General features: G+C 48.3%; 19 protein-coding genes and 5 tRNA genes. 9 read left to right on the top strand and 15 right to left on the bottom strand.

All coding sequences use genetic code 11. From position 1 onward, the window contains the following. The first annotated feature begins 56 nt into the window (after positions 1 to 56). Positions 57 to 2,090 (top strand): DUF3857 domain-containing transglutaminase family protein, encoded by a 2,034-nt coding sequence (locus BCT27_RS19270; protein ID WP_102396509.1) that lies wholly within the window; start codon positions 57 to 59, stop codon positions 2,088 to 2,090. Positions 2,091 to 2,184: 94 nt separating this feature from the next. Here the strand turns inward: BCT27_RS19270 and BCT27_RS19265 are convergent, their stop codons facing one another. The 3 genes from BCT27_RS19265 to trmB all read right to left on the bottom strand — a co-directional run bounded on the left by BCT27_RS19265 (position 2,185) and on the right by trmB (position 4,787). After that, on the bottom strand, positions 2,185 to 2,946 hold the full coding sequence (locus tag BCT27_RS19265) for a DUF2884 family protein (RefSeq protein ID WP_102318204.1): 762 nt from the start codon (positions 2,944 to 2,946) through the stop codon (positions 2,185 to 2,187). A gap of 99 nt (positions 2,947 to 3,045) precedes the next feature. Continuing rightward, the gene (gene glsB, locus BCT27_RS19260) at positions 3,046 to 3,966 is read right to left on the bottom strand and encodes a glutaminase B (protein ID WP_102318205.1); all 921 of its coding nucleotides are present in this window, start codon (positions 3,964 to 3,966) and stop codon (positions 3,046 to 3,048) included. Between the two features lie 104 nt (positions 3,967 to 4,070). Next, positions 4,071 to 4,787, bottom strand: a complete 717-nt coding sequence (gene trmB, locus BCT27_RS19255; protein ID WP_017012210.1) for a tRNA (guanosine(46)-N7)-methyltransferase TrmB — start codon at positions 4,785 to 4,787, stop codon at positions 4,071 to 4,073. Positions 4,788 to 5,000: 213 nt separating this feature from the next. Between trmB and mutY the strand changes: the two genes are divergently transcribed. The 7 genes from mutY (at position 5,001) to BCT27_RS19220 (ending at position 8,242) form a co-directional block, all read left to right on the top strand. After that, on the top strand, positions 5,001 to 6,086 hold the full coding sequence (mutY, locus tag BCT27_RS19250) for an A/G-specific adenine glycosylase (protein ID WP_198597594.1): 1,086 nt from the start codon (positions 5,001 to 5,003) through the stop codon (positions 6,084 to 6,086). Positions 6,087 to 6,106: 20 nt separating this feature from the next. Continuing rightward, complete coding sequence (locus BCT27_RS19245) at positions 6,107 to 6,379, top strand: oxidative damage protection protein (RefSeq protein WP_017012213.1); 273 nt, start codon at positions 6,107 to 6,109, stop codon at positions 6,377 to 6,379. 143 nt (positions 6,380 to 6,522) lie between these two features. After that, complete coding sequence (gene mltC / locus BCT27_RS19240) at positions 6,523 to 7,665, top strand: membrane-bound lytic murein transglycosylase MltC (RefSeq protein ID WP_102390617.1); 1,143 nt, start codon at positions 6,523 to 6,525, stop codon at positions 7,663 to 7,665. Positions 7,666 to 7,801: 136 nt separating this feature from the next. Next, positions 7,802 to 7,877, top strand: a tRNA-Phe gene (locus tag BCT27_RS19235). 46 nt (positions 7,878 to 7,923) lie between these two features. Continuing rightward, positions 7,924 to 7,999, top strand: a tRNA-Thr gene (locus BCT27_RS19230). A 38-nt stretch (positions 8,000 to 8,037) separates the two neighbouring features. After that, positions 8,038 to 8,113 (top strand) — tRNA-Phe (locus tag BCT27_RS19225). A gap of 53 nt (positions 8,114 to 8,166) precedes the next feature. After that, positions 8,167 to 8,242 (top strand) — tRNA-Asn (locus BCT27_RS19220). Between the two features lie 241 nt (positions 8,243 to 8,483). On the opposite strand, the gene BCT27_RS19215 is transcribed toward BCT27_RS19220, so the two are convergent. The 12 genes from BCT27_RS19215 to BCT27_RS19160 all read right to left on the bottom strand — a co-directional run bounded on the left by BCT27_RS19215 (position 8,484) and on the right by BCT27_RS19160 (position 20,522). Further along, on the bottom strand, positions 8,484 to 10,175 hold the full coding sequence (locus BCT27_RS19215; RefSeq protein WP_102396508.1) for an ATP-binding SpoIIE family protein phosphatase: 1,692 nt from the start codon (positions 10,173 to 10,175) through the stop codon (positions 8,484 to 8,486). A 146-nt stretch (positions 10,176 to 10,321) separates the two neighbouring features. Continuing rightward, complete coding sequence (locus BCT27_RS19210) at positions 10,322 to 10,621, bottom strand: STAS domain-containing protein (protein ID WP_017010790.1); 300 nt, start codon at positions 10,619 to 10,621, stop codon at positions 10,322 to 10,324. Between the two features lie 8 nt (positions 10,622 to 10,629). Continuing rightward, positions 10,630 to 11,799: a methyl-accepting chemotaxis protein gene (locus BCT27_RS26005; protein WP_102396507.1), complete on the bottom strand. Its 1,170-nt coding sequence runs from the start codon at positions 11,797 to 11,799 to the stop codon at positions 10,630 to 10,632. Beyond that, on the bottom strand, positions 11,792 to 12,835 hold the full coding sequence (locus BCT27_RS19200; protein ID WP_102318208.1) for a protein-glutamate methylesterase/protein-glutamine glutaminase: 1,044 nt from the start codon (positions 12,833 to 12,835) through the stop codon (positions 11,792 to 11,794). The genes BCT27_RS26005 and BCT27_RS19200 overlap by 8 nt, the downstream gene beginning before the upstream one ends. Next, the gene (locus BCT27_RS19195; RefSeq protein WP_017010793.1) at positions 12,835 to 13,476 is read right to left on the bottom strand and encodes a hypothetical protein; all 642 of its coding nucleotides are present in this window, start codon (positions 13,474 to 13,476) and stop codon (positions 12,835 to 12,837) included. Before BCT27_RS19195 ends, BCT27_RS19200 begins: the two co-directional genes overlap by 1 nt. 35 nt (positions 13,477 to 13,511) lie before the next feature. Beyond that, entirely contained in the window at positions 13,512 to 14,363 is an 852-nt protein-coding gene (locus BCT27_RS19190; protein WP_102396506.1) for a CheR family methyltransferase, read from the bottom strand. 2 nt (positions 14,364 to 14,365) lie between these two features. After that, positions 14,366 to 16,756, bottom strand: a complete 2,391-nt coding sequence (aer2, locus tag BCT27_RS19185) for an aerotaxis transducer Aer2 (protein ID WP_102396505.1) — start codon at positions 16,754 to 16,756, stop codon at positions 14,366 to 14,368. A 5-nt stretch (positions 16,757 to 16,761) separates the two neighbouring features. Beyond that, complete coding sequence (locus tag BCT27_RS19180; protein ID WP_102318211.1) at positions 16,762 to 17,235, bottom strand: chemotaxis protein CheW; 474 nt, start codon at positions 17,233 to 17,235, stop codon at positions 16,762 to 16,764. Positions 17,236 to 17,243: 8 nt separating this feature from the next. Beyond that, on the bottom strand, positions 17,244 to 17,738 hold the full coding sequence (locus BCT27_RS19175; protein WP_102396504.1) for a chemotaxis protein CheW: 495 nt from the start codon (positions 17,736 to 17,738) through the stop codon (positions 17,244 to 17,246). Positions 17,739 to 17,747: 9 nt separating this feature from the next. Then, positions 17,748 to 19,829: a chemotaxis protein CheA gene (locus tag BCT27_RS19170; RefSeq protein WP_102396503.1), complete on the bottom strand. Its 2,082-nt coding sequence runs from the start codon at positions 19,827 to 19,829 to the stop codon at positions 17,748 to 17,750. Positions 19,830 to 19,853: 24 nt separating this feature from the next. Next, entirely contained in the window at positions 19,854 to 20,213 is a 360-nt protein-coding gene (locus BCT27_RS19165) for a response regulator (RefSeq protein WP_017010799.1), read from the bottom strand. A 30-nt stretch (positions 20,214 to 20,243) separates the two neighbouring features. Beyond that, on the bottom strand, positions 20,244 to 20,522 hold the full coding sequence (locus BCT27_RS19160; protein ID WP_102318214.1) for an STAS domain-containing protein: 279 nt from the start codon (positions 20,520 to 20,522) through the stop codon (positions 20,244 to 20,246). A 375-nt stretch (positions 20,523 to 20,897) separates the two neighbouring features. Here BCT27_RS19160 and BCT27_RS19155 point away from each other — a divergent pair. Next, positions 20,898 to 20,973: transfer RNA gene (locus tag BCT27_RS19155), tRNA-Phe, on the top strand. The last annotated feature ends 85 nt before the right edge of the window (positions 20,974 to 21,058 follow it).

Genomic DNA, 21,058 nt, shown 5'->3' with positions numbered 1-21,058 from the left:
CACCTTCCCTTCGTGTTGATCTTCGCCAAACGGCAAAGCAAAGGACAGCGTTGTAGATGAAGAAGTATCTGTTTGCCCTGAGTGTAATCGCATGGGTGCCACTCACCGATATTGCGCTTGCCGCAACATCAGGCAGCTCCACATCCAGCCATATATCACCGCATGCCTCAAAGCTTGCATCCCCAAACAATGGCAACATGTTCGGCCCCATGCCGGATTGGGTTTCTCCAGTTTCTGCCATTCCCACGTTCGACGAAAAAGGCCACCACTACGATCAGCAATATTTGTTGGTTGATAAGCAACTGAACCTCTCGGTGACAGAGCCTGTGATGTACAAGCGCTACACCAGCAAAGTGGTGTCCATCAAAGGGGTAGAGTCAGCCTCTCAAATTTCTATCGATTTCGACCCTGCTTATCAGCATGTCTTGGTTCACCGTCTCAACATTGTCAGAGACGGCAAGGTTATCGACCGAAAGAAAAGCGCAAAAACCTCGCAGTTTAAGCGTGAAGTCGACCTCGACGCCTTGCTCTATAACGGCGAAGAAACCTTGCATATCGTGCTTGATGACGTCCAAATCGGCGACATTATTGATTACAGCTACACACTTACCGGCTATAACCCAGTGTTTGGCGATCACCGAGAGTGGTACATCAAATCAGGTTGGGCGACCAGTGTTGCCCTGACCAACACGCGTATCATCGTGCCAAAAAACAGCCCGATTACAGTGACGAATCTGGAGAGCAAAGGAAAAGGAACGCTGACGACCTCTCAGCAAGCCAATACCACGGTTTACCGTTATCGCGAAGAAAACGGCCTGTATGATTTTGACGAATCAGAACAACCCCGTTGGTACAACCCCTACCCTTATCTGCATATTTCCAGCTACAAAGATTGGCAAGATGTGGTGAACTGGGCACTGCCTTTGTACCAAGCCACCCCAGATGACGACGAAGTACAAGCACTCGTTAGCGACATTCGAGACACCTATCCTGCTGACATTAAAAGGCAGGTTGTTGCTGCGATTCATTTTGTGCAAAACAACATTCGTTACCTAGGGGAAGAGAACGGCATTGGTTCGCACAAGCCTCGACCGCCTGCTCAAATCGTGGCGCAAGGGTATGGCGATTGTAAGGACAAAGCCTTACTGCTGGTGTCTATGCTCAATGCGCTTGGCATTGATGCGTTCCCCGCATTGGTGGATACCTACTGGCGCGACCAATTGAACGAACAACCCGCAGCGCCTTACAGCTTTAATCACGTGATTGTGCACATCGACTTTGGCGGAGAACCAATGTGGATTGATGCCACGCGCACGCACCAAGGCAGCAAACTTACGACCATGGCGCAATCACAGTTGGGTTACGCTTTAGTGCTCAAACCCGGAGAGCGCAGCCTTAAAGCCATGCACACCCCAGGCCAAGACGTGATTCAGGATGTTGAGCAAAAGTACGTGGTCAACCACGCTGACAAGAAAAGCTACCTGACGGTCAAAACCACTTACCGCGGTATTGAAGCAGAGCAATGGCGTCGCTATTTGGAATCAAAACCACTGCGTGAGCTTGGTGAAGAATACGCAAACTATTACGCCAGTTACTTTGAAGCGCTCGATCTTCTTAGGCCGCTGACGATCACCGACGATCCAAACCAAAATGAGCTAACTTTGCACGAAGCCTACGCCGTAGATGGCTTATGGTCGAAAGACGACGATACGTATGTCTTCGTGATTTCCGGTGACATCGTCGATGACTACTTAGTGAAACCTGACCTGATCCGCCGTAAAACACCGTTCCGTTATGGAACAGAGGGCGCTGTGCATCAAAAGATTCAGATCAGCTTGCCGGAAACGTGGAACATCACGCCCTCGAAGCATTCCATCGACAGCCCGTTTTTTGAGTTCAAGTCATCACTGAAAGCCGTCTCTGGACCGGGAGATACATTGCTCGATAAAACCTATGTCGAAGCGGATTATTACTACCGCGCGAAAGCACGACACGTAAAAGCCAGCGAGTTACGCCAATACCTTCGTCACGTGGATGATGCATGGGATAACGTGGATTACGAGTTTACGTACAGACCGAATACGCCGTAAGCGAGATTGCGAGAAAAGCATAGAGCGGCGTAAACATGGTGCATTAAAAAACGCGGAATAATCCGCGTTTTTTATGTTTGTCAGCGCGGTAAACCTACAGCATGGTGACGGTTTTCCAACCGGAAAGCGCGGGAATCAACTGCTGAATGTTTTCTTCCTGAACTTGCCAATCAGACAAACGTGCACACACATCCTGACGGGCTGCTTGCGTGCGATGACGCTGCGTTTTCACTTCATCCGTCAGCTTGTTCTGCAGTGACGCCATTTTGCTGGAAATGTAAGACAGCTTGTTTGGCTTGTCAGCACTGAGCGTTGCAATGTCATTCAAGCCGCGGCTAGAGACAGTGGCAATTAACTGAGGCACGCTGGCTTCAAGCTCCTTCACCGTCATGGTCAAGGCTTCGTGATTCAACATAGGGCTGCGATCTGAACCATAGAAAGAGGTCACAACACGGTTTTGTAGATGTTGGTGGAACTGACCCAATTCGCCGCGCAGTGAGCTTTTCTCACCCAACTCATTCGCAATCACACCATCTAGTGCGCGCCAAGACGTTTGCAACTCGTTAGACAGTGAACGGCTGATATAAGGCAAATCATTGCGAATGGTTTTGTTGTATGCCGACAACGACGCGCGCTGCTCATCAGAAAGCGCCACTTTGTGCACATCAAAGAACAGACTGCCATTCGGCTCAATACGGAATGTGTTGTTATTGCGTTCGATCACCAAGCTATCAGCATCAATCGCAATGTCGCTGTGCAGCTGAGGACGACAGGTTTCTGCGTTCACAAACATTGGCAAGGTCGCCAATAGAACGGCAATAGATTTCACTAGATTCGATACGTTCATTTTAACCATGCTCACTCTCCTTTATCTGGTGCTCAGCACCAGCAGCATTCCCAAAAAGACTGCCTCAATGCCGTGATAAGTCACCACATTGCAACACCCTTCGGTGCTTTAGAATATTGAACGTCCGATGCGTTCGGCCAACAGTTCTAGTGCTGCTGTACCTGCTAGTGAGTTACCGGAAAGGTCAAGTTCTGGAGACCAGACACAAATCGACATTTCTCCCGGTACGATCGCTACGATCCCGCCTCCGACGCCAGATTTTCCCGGCATGCCAACTCGGTAGGCAAACTCCCCTGCACCATCGTACAAACCACAGGTTGCGAGTAACGCATTTACCTGCTTACTCTGAGTCTGGCTGACAATTGTTTTTTCTGCGCCTAAAGGAAGTCCCTTATTTGCCAAATAGTTAAACGTTTTTGCCAGATCGACACAGCTCATGCGGAGTGCGCAGTAATGAAAATAATTTGAAAGCACTGGCATCACATCATTGTCGAAATTGCCAAAGGCGCGCATCAAATACGCAATCGATGCGTTGCGATCACTGTGTTCCATTTCAGAATTCGCCACGCTTTTGTCATAACAAAGGTGAGGGTTGCCAGACAGCATACGCACGAACTCCAACATACGCTGACGCGGGGCAGACAAACGACTGTGTAGCATGTCGCAGACCACCAGTGCACCCGCATTAATGAACGGATTGCGTGGGATCCCTTGCTCCATTTCCAGCTGGATCATGGAGTTAAACGCTTGACCCGATGGCTCTTTGCCCACGCGCTGCCAAATCTCAGCAGGCTGATAATTTTGCAGGGCGAGCGTTAAGCTCAATACCTTAGAGATAGATTGAATAGAGAATGCTTCTTGCGCATCCCCTGCTGTGATGATTTCGCCGTCGTTATAACAAACGGCAATGCCTAATTTATCCGCCGAGACACTCTCAAGTGCAGGGATATAATTGGCAACACGACCTTGTCCAATTAATGGGCGAACTTCTTTAAGGATCTCGCTCAACAGCTCTGGGCTTGGTTTCATCACTATCTCCAGTGGTCAAAAAAGCCAACGCGAGGTTGGCTTTAAGTCATTCATCGATGGGCACTTTACAGTGTCGCGCAACGAATAAAGGTATGAGTTTTTTCTTATTCTGTGCGGGCGTATTTCATGTCCCATACACCGTGGCCCAAACGATGGCCACGCGCTTCGAATTTCGTCAACGGACGATCATCTGGACGAGGAATGTAAGAACCGTCTGTTGCCGTGTTCTTGTAACCCGGCGCAACGTCCATCACTTCAACCATATGCTCAGCATAGTTTTCCCAGTCTGTTGCCATATGGAAAATACCGCCAATTTTTAGCTTATCACGCAGCATTTGAACGAATTCAGGCTGAACGATACGGCGCTTGTGGTGACGCGCTTTATGCCAAGGGTCTGGGAAGAACAATTGAACGGTTTCTAGACTTGCGACTGGCAGCATGTGTTCAAACACTTCCACCGCGTCATGACACATAACACGTAGATTGGTGACACCAGCATCGCGAGCGGCCATCAAACATGCACCCACACCAGGACTGTGTACTTCAATGCCCACAAAGTTTTTCTCTGGCGCGTTCTTCGCCATTTCAACCAGTGATGCGCCCATACCAAAACCGATTTCTAGAACAACGGGATTGTTGTTGCCGAAAACTTCAGCCCAATCTAGTTGTTTCTCTTCGAAATCAATACCCATGGTTGGCCAGCAATCGTTCATTGCTTGCTCTTGGCCTTTGGTCAAACGACCTTCACGGCGTACAAAGCTTCTAATTCTACGAAGAATTTTGCCGTCTTCGGTCAATTCGGTTTTGGTAACTTCAGTCATTCTCTATGCCTGTAACTCAGTAACGAAGAAAAGTTAAGCGGATCGCGCATTATCCAAAGATCGAGCAAGTGTGCAAGCCTGATCATTTGACGGCACGTATTTTACCTGAGATGCCTACAAGTTTGCGGCCTTTTTCTGCACAGACTTGTTAGAATGTTGTTTAGCAATCTCGTGGGCAACGCCCCCAATAAAGATAACAAAAGAGCGAGCAAAGTGAGTCAGTCCTTTTCCGACGCAATATTGGCCTGGTATGACAAATACGGCCGCAAAACCTTACCGTGGCAGCAAGAAAAAACACCGTATAAGGTGTGGCTGTCCGAAATCATGTTGCAGCAAACACAAGTTGCGACAGTGATTCCTTATTTCGAGCGCTTCATGGCGCGCTTCCCAACCGTCGTCGATCTTGCCAACGCAGAACTCGATGAAGTGCTGCATTTGTGGACGGGACTTGGCTACTACGCCCGCGCCCGCAACCTGCACAAAGCCGCTCAAAAAATCGCTACGGAATTCCACGGCGAGTTCCCGACCCACATCGACGATGTCATGGATTTGCCCGGCGTAGGCCGTTCAACCGCAGGGGCAGTGTTGTCACTCTCTTTGGGCCAACACCATGCAATATTAGACGGCAACGTAAAGCGCACCCTTTCGCGCCACTTTGCCGTTGAAGGCTGGCCGGGGAAAAAGCCGGTTGAAAACAAACTGTGGGAATTGGCCGATGCCAACACGCCCGCCGAAGGCGTGCAGCGATATAACCAAGCCATGATGGACATGGGGGCCATGATTTGCACGCGTAGCAAACCTAAGTGCGACATTTGCCCTGTCCGCGCGAGTTGCGATGCCAATGCGCTTGGCCGCCAAGCGGACTTCCCAGGTAAAAAGCCCAAGAAAACCATGCCTGAAAAGGAAACCTGTTTTGTGCTGTTTCAATACGACAATCACATCTGGTTAGAGCAACGCCCCCCCGTGGGCTTATGGGGCGGTTTGTGGTGTCTCCCTGAAGGGAACGAGCAAGAAATCGAGAGCTTCATTGCAGGAAAACTCAATGGCACTGCGTTCGAGAAGCCTCAGCATCTCACCGCATTTCGCCACACGTTTAGCCACTTTCACCTCGATATCGTGCCTATTCAAGTCACTTTAAACAGCAAACCCACCTTTATTGGTGAGCAAGGAATCATGGAAGGCAACGGCGGGCTTTGGTATAACTTAACCCAACCAGCAAAGGTCGGACTGGCAGCGCCAGTACAAAAGCTGCTTGAAAGCCTGACCAGAGAAATTCAACTTTCGGCTGCGGCCGGATAATTTAATCGGGGAACGGAAAAATGAGCCGTACAGTTTTTTGCGAGCGCTTAAAAAAGGAAGGCGATGGCCTTGATTTTCAACTGTATCCAGGTGATCTGGGTAAGCGCATTTTCGACAATATCTCAAAAGAAGCATGGGCAATGTGGCAAAGCAAACAGACCATGTTGATCAACGAGAAGAAGCTCAACATGATGGATCCTGAGCACCGCAAATTGCTGGAAACAGAAATGGTGAAGTTCCTGTTTGAAGGCCATGACACTGTGATCGAAGGTTACACACCGCCTTCTGAGTAATTCGTGGGCTAGATACCTCACAGTTTCGTTATATTGTTTTGTAAACAAAGGCATCGTGATTACTCTAATCATGATGCCTTTTTTAATGTCTGGCTTTTTTTACTCCACAGTCTTCATCACTGTGTCATCGTGAATAGGAACACATGAAACTACGCCGCGTGCTTGCGCTACTTATCCTTACCCTTTTTTCGACGGGCTGTACCCGTGAAATGATTGAGTCGGTCTACAAGGTCGATTATGAATCCACGAACCGATTTGCCAAGAATCTCGCCCCTCTGCCGGGACAATTTCAGAAAGATTTTGCTGCGCTCGACAAGCTCATTAACGGCTTTAACGGCAACATCGAGGTGCGTTGGGGTAAAGACGAAGTATTAATTTCAGGCAAACGTGATTACGTAAAGTACACGGATAATTACCTTAGCCGTGCCCGCGTTGACTTTGCCAATGGCCTCGTCACGATCGAGACAGTCGCCACGTCAGATCCAAAACAGCATTTAAAACAAGCCATTGTAACCACGCTGTTGACACCGAATGACCCTGCCTCTGTGGATTTATATTCTGCAGCTGACGTGCAATTGGAAGGGCGACCCTTCTTACAAGGACAAGTGCTCGACCAAGATGGAAAGGAAATTGCGTGGGAATGGCGCGCCAGTCGATATGCCGACTACTTGATTGATTCGAAGATCAAAAGTAAATCGCTGCGTTTTCAGAAGGTATTTTACGTCGAAATACCGATGGTATCTGATCACTCCAGCAAGCGACGCTATCAATATGCCGACTTGATCCGTAAATCTTCACGCCAATATGGCATTTCAGAAGAACTGATTTATTCCATCATAAAAACGGAAAGCAGTTTTAACCCTTATGCGGTGAGTTGGGCAAATGCATACGGCTTAATGCAAGTCGTTCCCAAAACTGCAGGACGTGATGTGTTTAAGCTGGTGAAAAAGCGCTCGGGAGAGCCTAGCCCAGAGTATTTATTCGACCCTGCGAGAAATATTGATGCGGGTACGGCATATTTCTATATTTTGAAAACACGATACCTAAAAGATGTGCGCGATCCGTTGTCAAAACACTACAGCATGATCTCCGCATACAACGGCGGAACAGGCAATGTACTTAAAACATTCCACCGTTCAGACCGAAAACGTGCCATGAATGATTTAAATCGATTAAATCCTAATCAGGTCTATTGGGCATTAACCAATAAACACCCGTCTTCAGAGTCTCGGCGCTATCTTCAGAAGGTCACTAACTTTCAAAAAGAATTTCGTTCCATGCAATAAAAACACGGGGAAAACCAGAAACTCAGTGCGTTTTTAAATCAAAACGATGAAAAAGACATCAAACAGCATTATTTCACGTTTTTTTTAAAAAAAGGTGTTGACGAAAACCCTGAAAATCCGTTTAATGCACCCCGTTGCCTCGATAGCTCAGTCGGTAGAGCAGGGGATTGAAAATCCCCGTGTCGGTGGTTCGATTCCGCCTCGAGGCACCATATTTAGTGAGATGGTGTTTGTACGCAACGTTTCCACGGTTTGTGTGCCGGCTTAGCTCAGTTGGTAGAGCAACTGACTTGTAATCAGTAGGTCACCAGTTCGACTCCGGTAGCCGGCACCATTATTTTGATATTGAGTTTAGAGAACTCTTTAATCAAAGCCTCGATAGCTCAGTCGGTAGAGCAGGGGATTGAAAATCCCCGTGTCGGTGGTTCGATTCCGCCTCGAGGCACCATATTGCAAGAATGGTGATTCATTTAGCGTTAGCTAAGTAAGTTTCCAAGCAATTCCCCCTTAGTTCAGTTGGTAGAACGGCGGACTGTTAATCCGTATGTCGCAAGTTCAAGTCTTGCAGGGGGAGCCACTTTAAGAAACCTAGTCTTCGGACTGGGTTTTTTTTCGTCTTTTTTTCAGTGCGCTGCACTGATTGTCGCAACCCTAGGCGGGCCCGACTAGGCGTCCCCGTCAAGTCACGCAGGGGAGCCACTTTAAGAAAACCAGTCTTCGGACTGGTTTTTTTTCGCCTATAAAAAGCCCAATCATTTGATTGGGCCTTTTTGCATTATCGCGCGGGCTGTAGACGTTTCAATGTCAGGCATTGATGGCTACCAGTCATTCGGCAACCCTGCAGCCAGCAAGTAAACGCCTTTGGCGGTATGACCGCCATCGATATAGTCGAACGTATCACAGAGCTCTGATACCAAAGCGATACCTCGCCCACACATGGCGGCAGTTTCATCCAAGCTGCTCCCTGCCCCTTCAGATTCAAACCCTTCACCATTGTGCGTGACATAGAAAGACAAGGTTCGTTTGGATGGGTTGAAAGAAATACCGATTTCCATGTAAGCATGGCCGCCAAGTGCTTCAAGACGACGCTGACGTTCAAGGTAATAATCAAGAAACCCTTCATCATCGGTTTTCACGTCTGACTCCAAGCCTAACAAACCATGTTCGAGAGCATTGTTCGACAGCTCTGACAGAACCGTGCACATCAAGTCGAGATCTATGTTGCTACCCAATGTGCCTTTCAACATTCTGCGCACTTCCCCAACCAAATTTACTTTCTGCAATTCGCTGGAGCCAAAATACACGGTCAATTGCGCGGGGGAACGACGGTGATAATACTCAGGGTCACCCGGTTGAATTTCAATGCGGCTTTTAATCGGCGCGGTCAGTTCCAGCATCGACATATCGTCACCGACACCACCACCGCTGGTGAACTCAGAAACACGTCGTTGTGTGCTTTCGATGATACTCGCATGTGGCTCGGTGAATATGGCTTCTAAACCTTCCTCACCTAACTCTTGCCCGAACGCATTTCTTGCTTCCGTCACGCCATCAGTGAAGAAAAACAATTTATCGCCATGATTCAATTTCAAGGCGATAAGGTTCGCTTCAAATTCATCAGAATCCATCGCGCCGAGTGCCATGTGGGATGATGCAAGCCGCTGCTTCACTTCCCCGTTTTTATCGATGATATACCCATCAGGCATGCCACCTCCCCACCAATTCACATCCACGCCATTAGGCATGACTTCAAACAAGTTAGCGGCCACCAACATGCCGGGAGGAAGAAATTTTTTCAGCGTGGCGTTCATTTCTTTCACGATATCGCCCAGTGCAAGGCCATTATTCGCCATGGCAAAAAAGGCTTTTGTAGCAGGAATAGAAGAGATTGCAGCAGGAAGCCCGTGCCCTGTGGCATCAGCGAGCAAGGCATACACACCACCTTGAGGACGCGGCGTCACCAGTACCACATCACCATTAAAGTTGGTGTAGGAACTGGTGTAGAAATTCACCCCTTCGGCTTCCTGATAGCAGCCTTGCATCAGGTTACTGAAGATGGTTTCCGCCATGGTGTGTTCGTAAATGGTGTGCGCTTGGAAATGCTTGAGTTTATCGCGCTGAACAGAGACTTCTTTATACAACCGAATGTTGCGGCAGTGGGCGCGAATTTTCGCAACAATGGTGGTGCGACTAATAGGCTTGGTGAGAAAGTCATCCCCAAGCGTCATGCAGCGATTGAACGCATCGTTATCGGAAATGCCCGTCAAAAACAGCACGGGCATGTACGTATTTTTATAACGTTTTCTTATCTGGGTGGCTGCTTCAAAACCATTCATGACTGGCATCATCACGTCCATGATCACCAACGCGGGCAATTCATCCATGCCTGCCAACATGTCTAACGCCATCTGACCGTGGTCAGCAATGAGCAGTTCTTCAAATTCATCCTTGAGAACATGCTCAAGAAAACACTGGATCGAGACCTCGTCTTCAACAATCAACGCTTTCACTCAGCTTCTCCCATGCTAAACAACCGCTTTGATATTCGTTAGAGCAACCCGGTCATGCTTGGTATCACTCATTGAGTGGCGCGCTCAAACCAACGTCATCAATACGGTTTGACGAGCACTGATAAGCTTTATCTTTTTGTTTCGCCTTATTCGATTTTGAATTTCTTCTCGAAGCGAGCAATCACTAACACGCGCTTGATTTGAGGCATGGTGTTGATAAGACGAATATCTCCGTCTTTTTGTTCGAGAAACGTCTGCATGTTAAGCAGCATGCCTAATCCGGCGCTGTCGATGTATTCCGTACCACGGAAATCGACCACAATGTCTTTACCCTGACAATCCTGATAGGCCGTGCGAAACTCTTGCACCACACTAAAATCGAATTGCCCATTTACATGAATAACGACACTGTTCCCTTCTTTTCTTTCTTCACAACTGATGGCCATACCGTCTCCTAAAACAGTTCGATGTCGCCTTCCTCAGCAGACACTTGTTTAGCCGGGGCTCGCTCGGATGAACCCGCCATTTCTTCAATCGCATCGATGGCTTGATGCAGTGCAGCCCAATCCACGCCACCTTCATTCAGTTTTTCAAGGATGAGCGCATTCAACCCTTCAAGAATGTGCAGGTTATTGAGAACATGCTGACCTTGCTGAGACACAATGTCCGCAAATTGCAGCCCTTGAATGCTCTTGGACACTTCGCCACGTACAGACTCTCCCAACGCCGTCACTTTCCCAATTTCCATCGTTACTTGCTGATTGACCTGTTGAACACCTTTCAAGAGGTCTTCTATGTGTGTTTTCGATTCAATGGCCGCCGTCATGTCCAACGTGGCAATTTCGCCCACGATCGAATTCGTTTGTTTCACCGTGTCTTGTGCCAGGTTGATATCGCGATGAATTTGACTGTTCAGTTCAGTCGCACGGTTCGCTAGATCACGCACCTCTGATGCGACAACACCAAAACCACGTCCAAGATCCCCCGCTCTCGCGGCTTCAATCGCTGCGTTCAACGCAAGCAAGTTAGTTTGATCGGACATTGCCTGCACTTGATCGAGAAGATTAAACACCGCATCAAGCTTTTCTGACATGTCATGAATGCGGTGAATGGCAGTGATGCTCTTTTCTGACACCTGAACGAGAATGTCGATGTAGGTATCAATGGCCAGCTCCGTCTCGGGCAACACTTTTTTCAGGCTGTATTCGCTCTCATCATTGTTGAGCAAATCCTTCACCATATGTTGCGACAGGGTCGCTTGAGAACTCACGGCTTTTTCCATCCCAAAAAAACTGGCGTTCAGGTTATGCACGGAGTCATTAATGACTTCTTGTTGGCGGTCAAGTTGCTCCCGAATAGGCACCAATTCAATCGTTAAAATGTTGTGGATTTTCTTGAGTATTTGCGTGGACTCGTACGACACATCGGTGTGGTTAAACGCGGCCTCTTCTTCGCCAATATTGGTCTTTGATGCTGTTGATGACTGCCACCACAACAACGTAACCCCTGACAAGACGATCATTGAAGATGCAAGATTCGCCACGTTTAGCGAATTCAACAGTGGAGCACATGCAGCGGCGATGGCTAAGAGCGCAATGAGGGTTCTTAGGTGTTTGTTATCCATAAACTTTACCTACCAAGTACGTTGCGATTTTGTCCAAAGGTAGAACATGCTGGGCAGCTTCCAGCTCAACCGCTGCTCTTGGCATTCCCCATACAACTGAACTGTGTTCATCTTGTGCGACAGTGATTGCACCTTGTTGACGCATCTCTAGCATGCCTTGTGCGCCATCTCGCCCCATTCCTGTGAGCAAGACCGACATAGCACGCTTGCCCGCCGCTTGGGCAATGGACGAAAACATCACGTCCACCGAAGGTTTATGGCGCTGAACAGGTTCACTGTCGCAGCGTGTGCAGTAATACCGACCGCCTTTTTTAATGATCTTCAGATGCACATCGCCTGGCGCGACATATACACGCCCGTTTATCAACGGTGCTTTCCCTGTCGCGAGCTCTTCAACGGTCAGTTTTGAAGCACGATTAAGGCGCTCAGAAAACGATTTACTGAACACCGCTTTGATATGTTGAGTGATGACAATCGGAGGCATCAATTCGGGCAGGGCTTCCAACACATTGCGGATGGCTTCTGTGCCACCCGTTGAAGCACCAATGCCAATAATGTCGATGTCATTGTTAAGCTGTCGGCCAGACACACTTATCTCGCCCGATGGCTTATGCACCGCACCCGCAATATTGGCAGTGGCGGCCATTTTGACCTTCTCAACCACCAATTGACGGTAAGTGTTTAACTCCGCTGCCACGTTATCCGTTGGCTTGGGGAAATAATCCACCGCACCAATTTCCAATGCCGCGAGGGTTGCTTCTGCACCATGTTGTGTCAGCGTAGAAATCATCACGACAGGCATCGGATGAAGGCGCATTAAATTACGGAGAAATTGAACACCATCCATTTTTGGCATTTCGATGTCCAGCGTAATGACATCGGGTTTCAACTTCTTTATTTTTTCTCTCGCTTCGTACGGGTCTACCGCCAAGCCCACAACGTCTAACTGTGGATCTGCATCTATGATTTCACTAAGCAATGCTCTAAAAACCGCAGAGTCATCAACAATAAGAACCTTGTGTGCTCGCTTTTTCATTAGAATAATTCCGCGTTGTCTTCATCATCTCGTTTTGCTTCATTGACCAGACGACGGTTGTAGTTATTCTCTTCCGCTTCCATTTCGGCACGATAACCACGCAGTTTCTTCACCCACGCTTTCCCCGTTATCGGATCAAATACCACTTTGCGCGGATACTCACTCCCCAAATCTTCGCCAACTAACGTCAGCCCTTCGCTTTCGACATAATTGCGGATAAAGGCGATATTTTTTTCGCCAATATTGGCTTGCTTACCCATCACCAATCCGCCACCAAACAACTTCACACGCAGTCGACTTTTTACCGCGCCCTGCTGAATTAAGGTGTTAATCAACAACTCCATGGCATAGTTGCCATAGCGCGCAGCATTGGAGCGCCACTGGGTGGGATCCCAATCTTCTATCTCTTCGGCATCCCCAAAAGGCAGCATGAAGTGGTTCATTCCGCCCAACGCAATGAACGGATCCCAGACACACGCTGAGATGCACGATCCTAGCCCTGTCGAGATCAGTTCCCGCTCAGAAGTCACGTACACTTCTCCGGGCTGAATTTTCACCATCATCATTTGCTTACCGGGGTGGTAAAAACGCTTTACCCCTGCCCCTATTGGGCACCCCGTAAGCTCCAACACTTTATGCATATAGCGGATACTGTCCTTAAACGACGTTTCCCGCCCTAAGGCTTGCGAAACATGGTTTGACCGAGATTATCGAACCGGCTACCCATTTCGCCGATGCTTTCCGAATGACCGATAAAAAGAATGCCGCCACTACCGAGTTTTTCCCAAAACCGATAGATGAGCTCTTGCTGCATCTCCCTTTCAAAATAAATCATGACGTTGCGACAGAAAATCGCATCGAGTGGCCCTTTGTGGGGCCACGTCGCCATCAAATTTAACTGCTTGAACGCGATGTGTTTTTGTAACAAGGGTTTTGCTTTTAGCAGCTCTTGCTTCGAGCCTCTCCCTCGAATAAAACCGTTCTTGAGTTCTTTGTCCGGAATCACCTTGCAGGCCTCAATGCCATAGGTGCCATTTCGGCCAACATCCAATACCTGCGTATCGAGGTCGGTGGCAAGAATACGACTATCATATGGTGCGGTGAGTAAACCATGCGCCGCTAAAGACGACGCAATGGTGTAGGGTTCCTCGCCCGTTGAACACCCTGCAGACCATATTCGAATTCGATGTTTATTTTTGTGCTGCCATTCCGGCACCAACACATTGGACAGAAAATCAAAATGATGCTTCTCTCTGAAGAACTGTGTTTTGTTCGTCGTGAGTGCATTAATAAACGCCACACGTTCGTCTAAATCACTGCGGACTAAATCAAAATACTCACAAAAGTTGTCTATACCCGTTCGGCGAAGCCGACGAGCAAGGCGTCCATAAACCATCGACGTTTTGCGCTCAGAGAGCGATATACCCGTCTCTCTGAGCATGAATTCCTGAATGTGGACAAAGTCATCTGCGGTAAACTCAAATTCACGCTGCTCTTCAATTTGACAAAGCGCTTGAATAGCATCCACCGTCAGAACTCCTCCCAGTCATCTTCAGATGACACACTCGGCGGTACCGCTGCTGTGGTGCCATTTGCTACTTTCTTCGCAGCAGATGACGTCACCTTAGGGGGTGGGGGGGTAGGTTGACGAAAACTTTTAATGGGCTCTGCCGTCACAGCATTTAAGCCAGTACGCGCACTGTCCACTTGGAAGAATCCAATCAGATTCATCAATTCGCTGCCTTCATCACGAAGGGACTGACTCGCGGCAGACGCCTCTTCGACTAAGGCCGCATTTTGCTGTGTCATTTCGTCCATTTTAACAACGGCTTTTGATATTTCATCAATGCCAGTTGCTTGCTCTTGGCTCGCAGAATTGATTTTGCTAATGAGCAGAGTTACCTCGCCGACAGCGTCCACAATCTCGTTTAACACATCGCCTGATTCATCCACCAAACGCGAGCCTTCCGAGACTTTCTCCACACTGTCTTTGATGAGATCTTTAATTTCTTTCGCGGCGCCTGCACTGCGCTGTGCAAGGTTTCTTACTTCACCAGCCACCACGGCAAAGCCTCGGCCTTGCTCGCCTGCGCGAGCCGCTTCAACTGCCGCATTCAGCGCCAACAGGTTTGTTTGGAAGGCAATTTCATCGATCACACTGATGATGTCTGCAATCCGTTTACTTGCCTTATTGATTTCTCCCATGGCAGAAACGGCTTGTTTCACCACGCCACCGCCTTTCTGGGCCTTCGAGCTCGCATCTTGAGAAAGACGATTTGCGGAATTCGCACTCTCCGCATTTTGTTTCACCGTCGACGTCATTTCTTCCATGCTCGCGGCGGTTTGCTCTAAGCTGGCAGCTTGCTCTTCAGTACGCTCACTAAGATCACTGTTCCCATCCGCAATCTCACCCGATGCCGTAGCAACTCGTACTGATGATGCAGTGATTTTCTCAACCATGTCGCGAAGGTTAATAATAGAGGTATTCACCGCGGCACTAAGCTCAGAAAATTCACCTTTATAGTCTTCTGGCATGCTTACCTTAAGGTTACCATTCGACACTTCCGTCATGACTTCACGGCAGTTATTCAGTGGCCCCACCATGTTATCAAGTAAGCCATTGATGCTTTCACTGAGGTTCGCCATGAACCCAGAATACTTCGACGTATCCATTCGAGAGTTAAGTAGGCCTTGAGACGCATCATTGATCAGCCCTTGGACCTCTCGTTGCCCCATCATCTGCTCGGTAATATCAACCCATTGCAATGCAGGACCGATATAGTTTCCACCTGGGTCGAACATCGCAATACACGTCAGTTCGAACTCCAATTCTTCCACTTTAATTTTCGCCGTAAACGGCAGTCGATCAGGGTTCGAAATAATGGAGCGTTGATGGGCGGGGTTTTTATGGAAGATATCGATGTTTCTGCCAACCAAGCTTTCAACCGAAAAACCAGGGAACGTTCGGCGTAGCTGTTCCTCGCGTTTTTGAAGAAGACGCTTAACGGCAGGATTTAAGAAAAGAATGTTGCCATCCGTATCTGCCATCATGATGTTCGTTGTCATCCCTTCAACGGCAGACACAAGGCGGCCTACTTTCAGCTCATTTTGTCGAAGCTCTGTGACGTCTCGCCATTCGAGGCTGTTACCAATGTAATTGCCTTTGGCATCGGTGATGGCTGCTACATTGAGCTCAATGGTAAGCTCACTGACGCTGATATCTGTTTTATAAGGTAAGTTGGCCGGGTTCGCCAAAAGCTGTCGTTGGTGAGCCGGATTTTTATGAAACTCGTCGATACAGCGCCCTATCAACCATTCTCGGGTCGCCGTGAAGCCCGGCCAAACCTCTCTAAATGACGGTTGGTGCTTATCGAACAGCGCTAGGGTCTGTTCATTCACATAGGTAATGCTGAAATCTCGGTCAATCAACACGATCGCGGTCAATGACTGATCAACTGCGGCTTGAAGGCGAGAGCGTTCGTTATCTTTCTTGATGTCTTCGGTGATGTCGTCCCACTCTAAGGTGTTACCCACATACTCGCCATTTGCATCGATAACAGCCCCCACGACAAGGCGCAAAGTGACATCCTCGATTTCAATGTTAGCCACATGAGGCAGGTTGTTGGGGTTCGACAACATTTTTCGCTGGTGCTCGGGATTCTTATGGAAAAGGTCAATGCATGTCCCTTCGATCCAGTCTTTTTCTGCACGGAAGCTTGGCCATTGTTTGCGAAAGAGTGCTTCGTGTTGCCTGAGCAACTCAACAGATTTTTTGTTGACGTAGAACACTTTAAAATCGCGATCTACCATCATAAGCGCGGTTTGAGCCGTGTCCAACGCTGAGACAATATGCGCCTTCAACGCACGCTCTTCGCGACGTTGCTGTTTCTCAACGGCCTTTTCTCTATTCCACCAAGACATAATCCTTAACCCTCGCTAACCAGCTCTGGCTGCGCAACTTCATGCAACTCATCAAAATCAAAAAGTGTGTCCAATTGAATCAAGACCACATGCTTCCCATTAACCGAGGCGATGCCTTCAATAAACCGTTCATCAATTTTCACGTAACCAGGCGCGGCCTTAATTTGTTCTGCCGAAAGTTGATAAACTTCAGCCACCGCATCAACAATGATCCCTAACGATTGCCCTTCTTCATTACGGACAATCACAACCACCGTGGTATTGCCCAATGTGGCGGGTTCCATGTTGAATCGCTGCCTTAAATCGACAATGGGAATGTATTCACCACGAAGCTCAAGCACACCCAGTAGATAGCTTTCACTGTTAGGCAGTTTCCTAACATCGGACCAACCTCGAACCTCTTTCACGTCGAGGATGTTCACACCATATTCTTCGTCATCAATCAGAAAACTCAGGAATTCTTTTACTTCTTCAGCCATAGCCCCTCCTAATGCACCAACCCTTCAATATCGAGCAAGGCGTCGACATCAAGCAGGCTCATGACTTGGGCATCCACATTCAGCAGGCCACTCACAAAAGGCATGACTTGCGAATTACCAATCGGTGGAATCAAACTGTTGTCACCCATGTCGATCACGTCCGACACGGCATCAACAACGATCCCCATCATGCGGTTTCCCGCCGCTTCTCCGGCTCTCAAAATCAGCACCACGGTCGTCGGTAAATACTCAACAACCCCAATGTTAAATCTCACCCTTAAATCCATAATGGGCACAATCATTCCACGCAAATTGATGACGCCGAGAATGAATTTGGGCGCACGCGGAATAATGGTGGGAGACTCCCACACTCGTATCTCCTCCACCGCTTTGATGTCCACGCCATAAAGTTCATGAGCGAGGTCAAAGCTCAAGAAATCCGAGCCTTTTAATCTGTCTGTACCTTCTGCTGTCTCTTGAGGCGCTGCTATTTGTTCACTCATTGTCATCACCTATGCCGCTGCAATGTGGCTTTTGTTGTCGCCAACACGGCTCAAGAACCCCGACATCAAACCTTGCACATCCAAAATGAGGGAGACAGAACCATCACCGAGGATGGTGGCACCCGAGATGCCATTTACGCGGGTATAGTTAGATTCGAGGCTTTTGATCACCACTTGCTGCTGCCCGAGCATTTCATCAAGCAGCAATCCCACGCGATTCCCACCCGCTTCAACAAGACACAACAACTGCTTATCAAGCGCACCCGTTTCGCCCAGTTCAAATTCTTCTTTTAGACGAAGGATCGGAATGTTCTCTTCGCGCAGACGATAGAGTTCAACGCCCCCTGTCGCGACTTTCACGCGGTCAGATTCAATTTGGATCGATTCAATGATCGAAATAAGTGGAACCACAAAAACCTGATCCGCCAATTTGATGAGTTGGCCATCCAAAATGGCTAACGTCAGAGGAAGACTGATGCGGAAGATACTGCCTACATTCGGCTCAGAATCGACCTCAATGTGTCCACCTAGATCTTCGATGTTTCGCTTCACCACATCCATACCCACGCCGCGCCCCGACACGTCAGACACTTGTTCTGCGGTCGAAAAGCCTGGCGCGAAGATCAGGTTATAAACTTGGTGATCGGACAGATCATCCAACGCCATGTCATGATGCAGTAAGCCTTTTTCAATGGCCTTCTTCCACACGCGTTCTTTATTCAAGCCTGCGCCGTCATCACGCACTTCAATAACAATGGAGCCGCCTTGATGATACGCATTAAGAGACACGCGACCCGTTTCAGACTTGCCGTTGCTCAGCCGTGCTTCTGGCCCTTCTAAACCATGATCGACCGCATTTCTGACAAGGTGAACCAATGGGTCGGTAATACGTTCGAGCACTGTCTTATCGAGTTCGGTTTGCTCCCCTTCAATGACTAATTCAACCGTTTTACCCAGCTGTGATGAGAGGTCGCGAATAAGGCGAGGAAAGCGATTGAAGGCAAAGCTGATAGGCAGCATGCGAATGTTCAACACGCTTTCCTGCAATTCTTTGGTGTTTTGAAGCAACTGGTCGAGACCGGCTTGGAGACGCTCAAGTTTGCTTTCGGAGAAGTTTTGTCCCAACTCAGTGAGCATGGACTGGGTGATCACTAGCTCCCCCACCAAGTTGATCAAGTTGTCTACTTTGTCGATTTCAACACGGATAGAAGATACCGCATCTGCTTTTGCAGCAGGCTTGGCAGGTGTTTTAGGTTTGGGCGGCACTGGCGCGGCAGCGGATTCAGCCGCAGGTTCTGACGCGGCTTTCGGCGCCTCATTCCCGCTAACATCACTGTTTTCTGCCTGACCACTCCCAGAGGTATTCGTATCAGGTTTTGAAATCTCTAATGAGCATTCGTCTTCAACCCATTCAAAAATTTCTTCGATCAGGTGTTTCTCAAGCTCCCCATCAACCACGATGTGCCATTTGAGATAACACATCTCAGGTTCGAGTTCGCTAAAGGAGGGAAGGTCATCTGCGATGCATTCGACGGTACAATGCACGCCAAGGTCAAAAAGCTCTCTTAGGATCCGAACGGGATCGTTTCCTGAAAAGAACATGTCTTTGTTGGGGATAAAACGAATAACCCAATCGCCATCACCTTCAGTAGGCGTTGCTTCGTCGCTCGTTGCGCTAGGTTGCGCTTCATCTGGGCTATCGCCACCAAGCAATTGATTAAGTTGCTTGGTTAAATCATCACGCAGTTCGTGGTCGAAATCAGTGTCTGTTTCATAGGCGACCAACATACTGTTAATGCAGTCGCCACCTTTGAGGAGTAAATCAATGGTATCGGCATCAAGCCGACGTTTACCCTCGCGGGCTTCGTCAAGCAAGGTTTCCATGACATGGGTAAACTGGCTGATTTCATTGAGGTTGAACGTCGCACCACCGCCCTTTATTGAGTGCGCAGCACGAAAGATAGTGTTGATGATATCGAGATCAACGTCACCATCAGGGTCTAGTGCTAACAGTTCACGCTCTAGGACTTCGAGGTTTTCACGGCACTCCTCGTAGAAAATCCGGCGCAGTTGGTCCATGTCCAAAGCCATAGTTCTCTCCTAGGTGGAACACACTTAGATCACGCGTTGCAGCGTCTTTAAAAGCGTATCTGGATTAAACGGCTTAACAATCCAACCAGTTGCCCCGGCAGATTTACCCATGCTTTTCTTCTCCGCGGAGGTCTCCGTGGTAAGCATGAGAATAGGGGTGAATTTGTATTGAGGAACGGCGCGGACTTGGCGAACAAACTCCAACCCGTCCATGTTTGGCATGTTGACGTCAGAAATGATCACGTCGTAATCGCCCGACTTCGCTTTTGATAGCGCTTCAGCACCATCATTGGCGGTTTCCACTTGATAACCCGCTTCTTTCAGTGTGTGGCTTACCATTTGACGAATTGAAACTGAATCGTCCGCAGCTAGTATTTTTCGCATGCTGTCACCCTAATTAACTTACGTGAAAAGCTATAAAGCAAAACCGTTTAAACCCAATGGCTCAACTAAACCCAACGTTCTTGCAGCACCCACTAATTCGCTCGAAGCGCCCTCCCACTGCCAGTTGATGTTTTTTTCTTGGCAAAGATTTCGTGCGGTAAGTAAAAGTTGTAATCCCGGAGCATCAACACGAGAGACAGCGCTGCCATCAATAAGCAAACTGTCTGACTGCTCCAACTCGGCTTGCAGGCGCTCTTTAATGTCCATGACCTGCGTGATATCTAATTGCTCCCCTAATGCGAATCCCATGTCAGCATTCCTTCCGGTGCTTTTTTGGCTCTCACCATTTAGATTTATGTACCTGTAAGTGTAGCAATAGTGGGAAAATTGATAGATTTTTAGTCAACTGATTTTATATTGAGACAAAAAATGTGGTTATTGCCTAAAAGTTTGGCTGAAGAAATCCGAAAACAAAGGAGAGTATGGAAGGATTGATGAAGTGAATGGGTTCAATTCCGCACCAAATTGAATAATGCGTCTAGGTTCACAGATCCAAAATACTGGTCAACAGAACACCACTCTGATTGAGATGCACTCAAACAAGCTAAAAAAGCAGCAAACGAACTCTTTTGGCAATAATTTATTTTGACAAGATCACGCGAGTCCTATTTAATAGCGCTCGTTGCCTCGATAGCTCAGTCGGTAGAGCAGGGGATTGAAAATCCCCGTGTCGGTGGTTCGATTCCGCCTCGAGGCACCATTTTACAAGTAATCGCTTTTAGCGGTTACAAGGAAATGGGGCTCAGTAGAAGCAACATTTTCAAAGTTTGTGTGCCGGCTTAGCT

This window comes from Enterovibrio norvegicus, assembly GCF_002876705.1.
Lineage (GTDB): Bacteria > Pseudomonadota > Gammaproteobacteria > Enterobacterales > Vibrionaceae > Enterovibrio > Enterovibrio norvegicus_B.
Note: the sequence above shows the minus strand (reverse complement) of the source record. Positions and strands in the feature narration are given on the sequence as shown.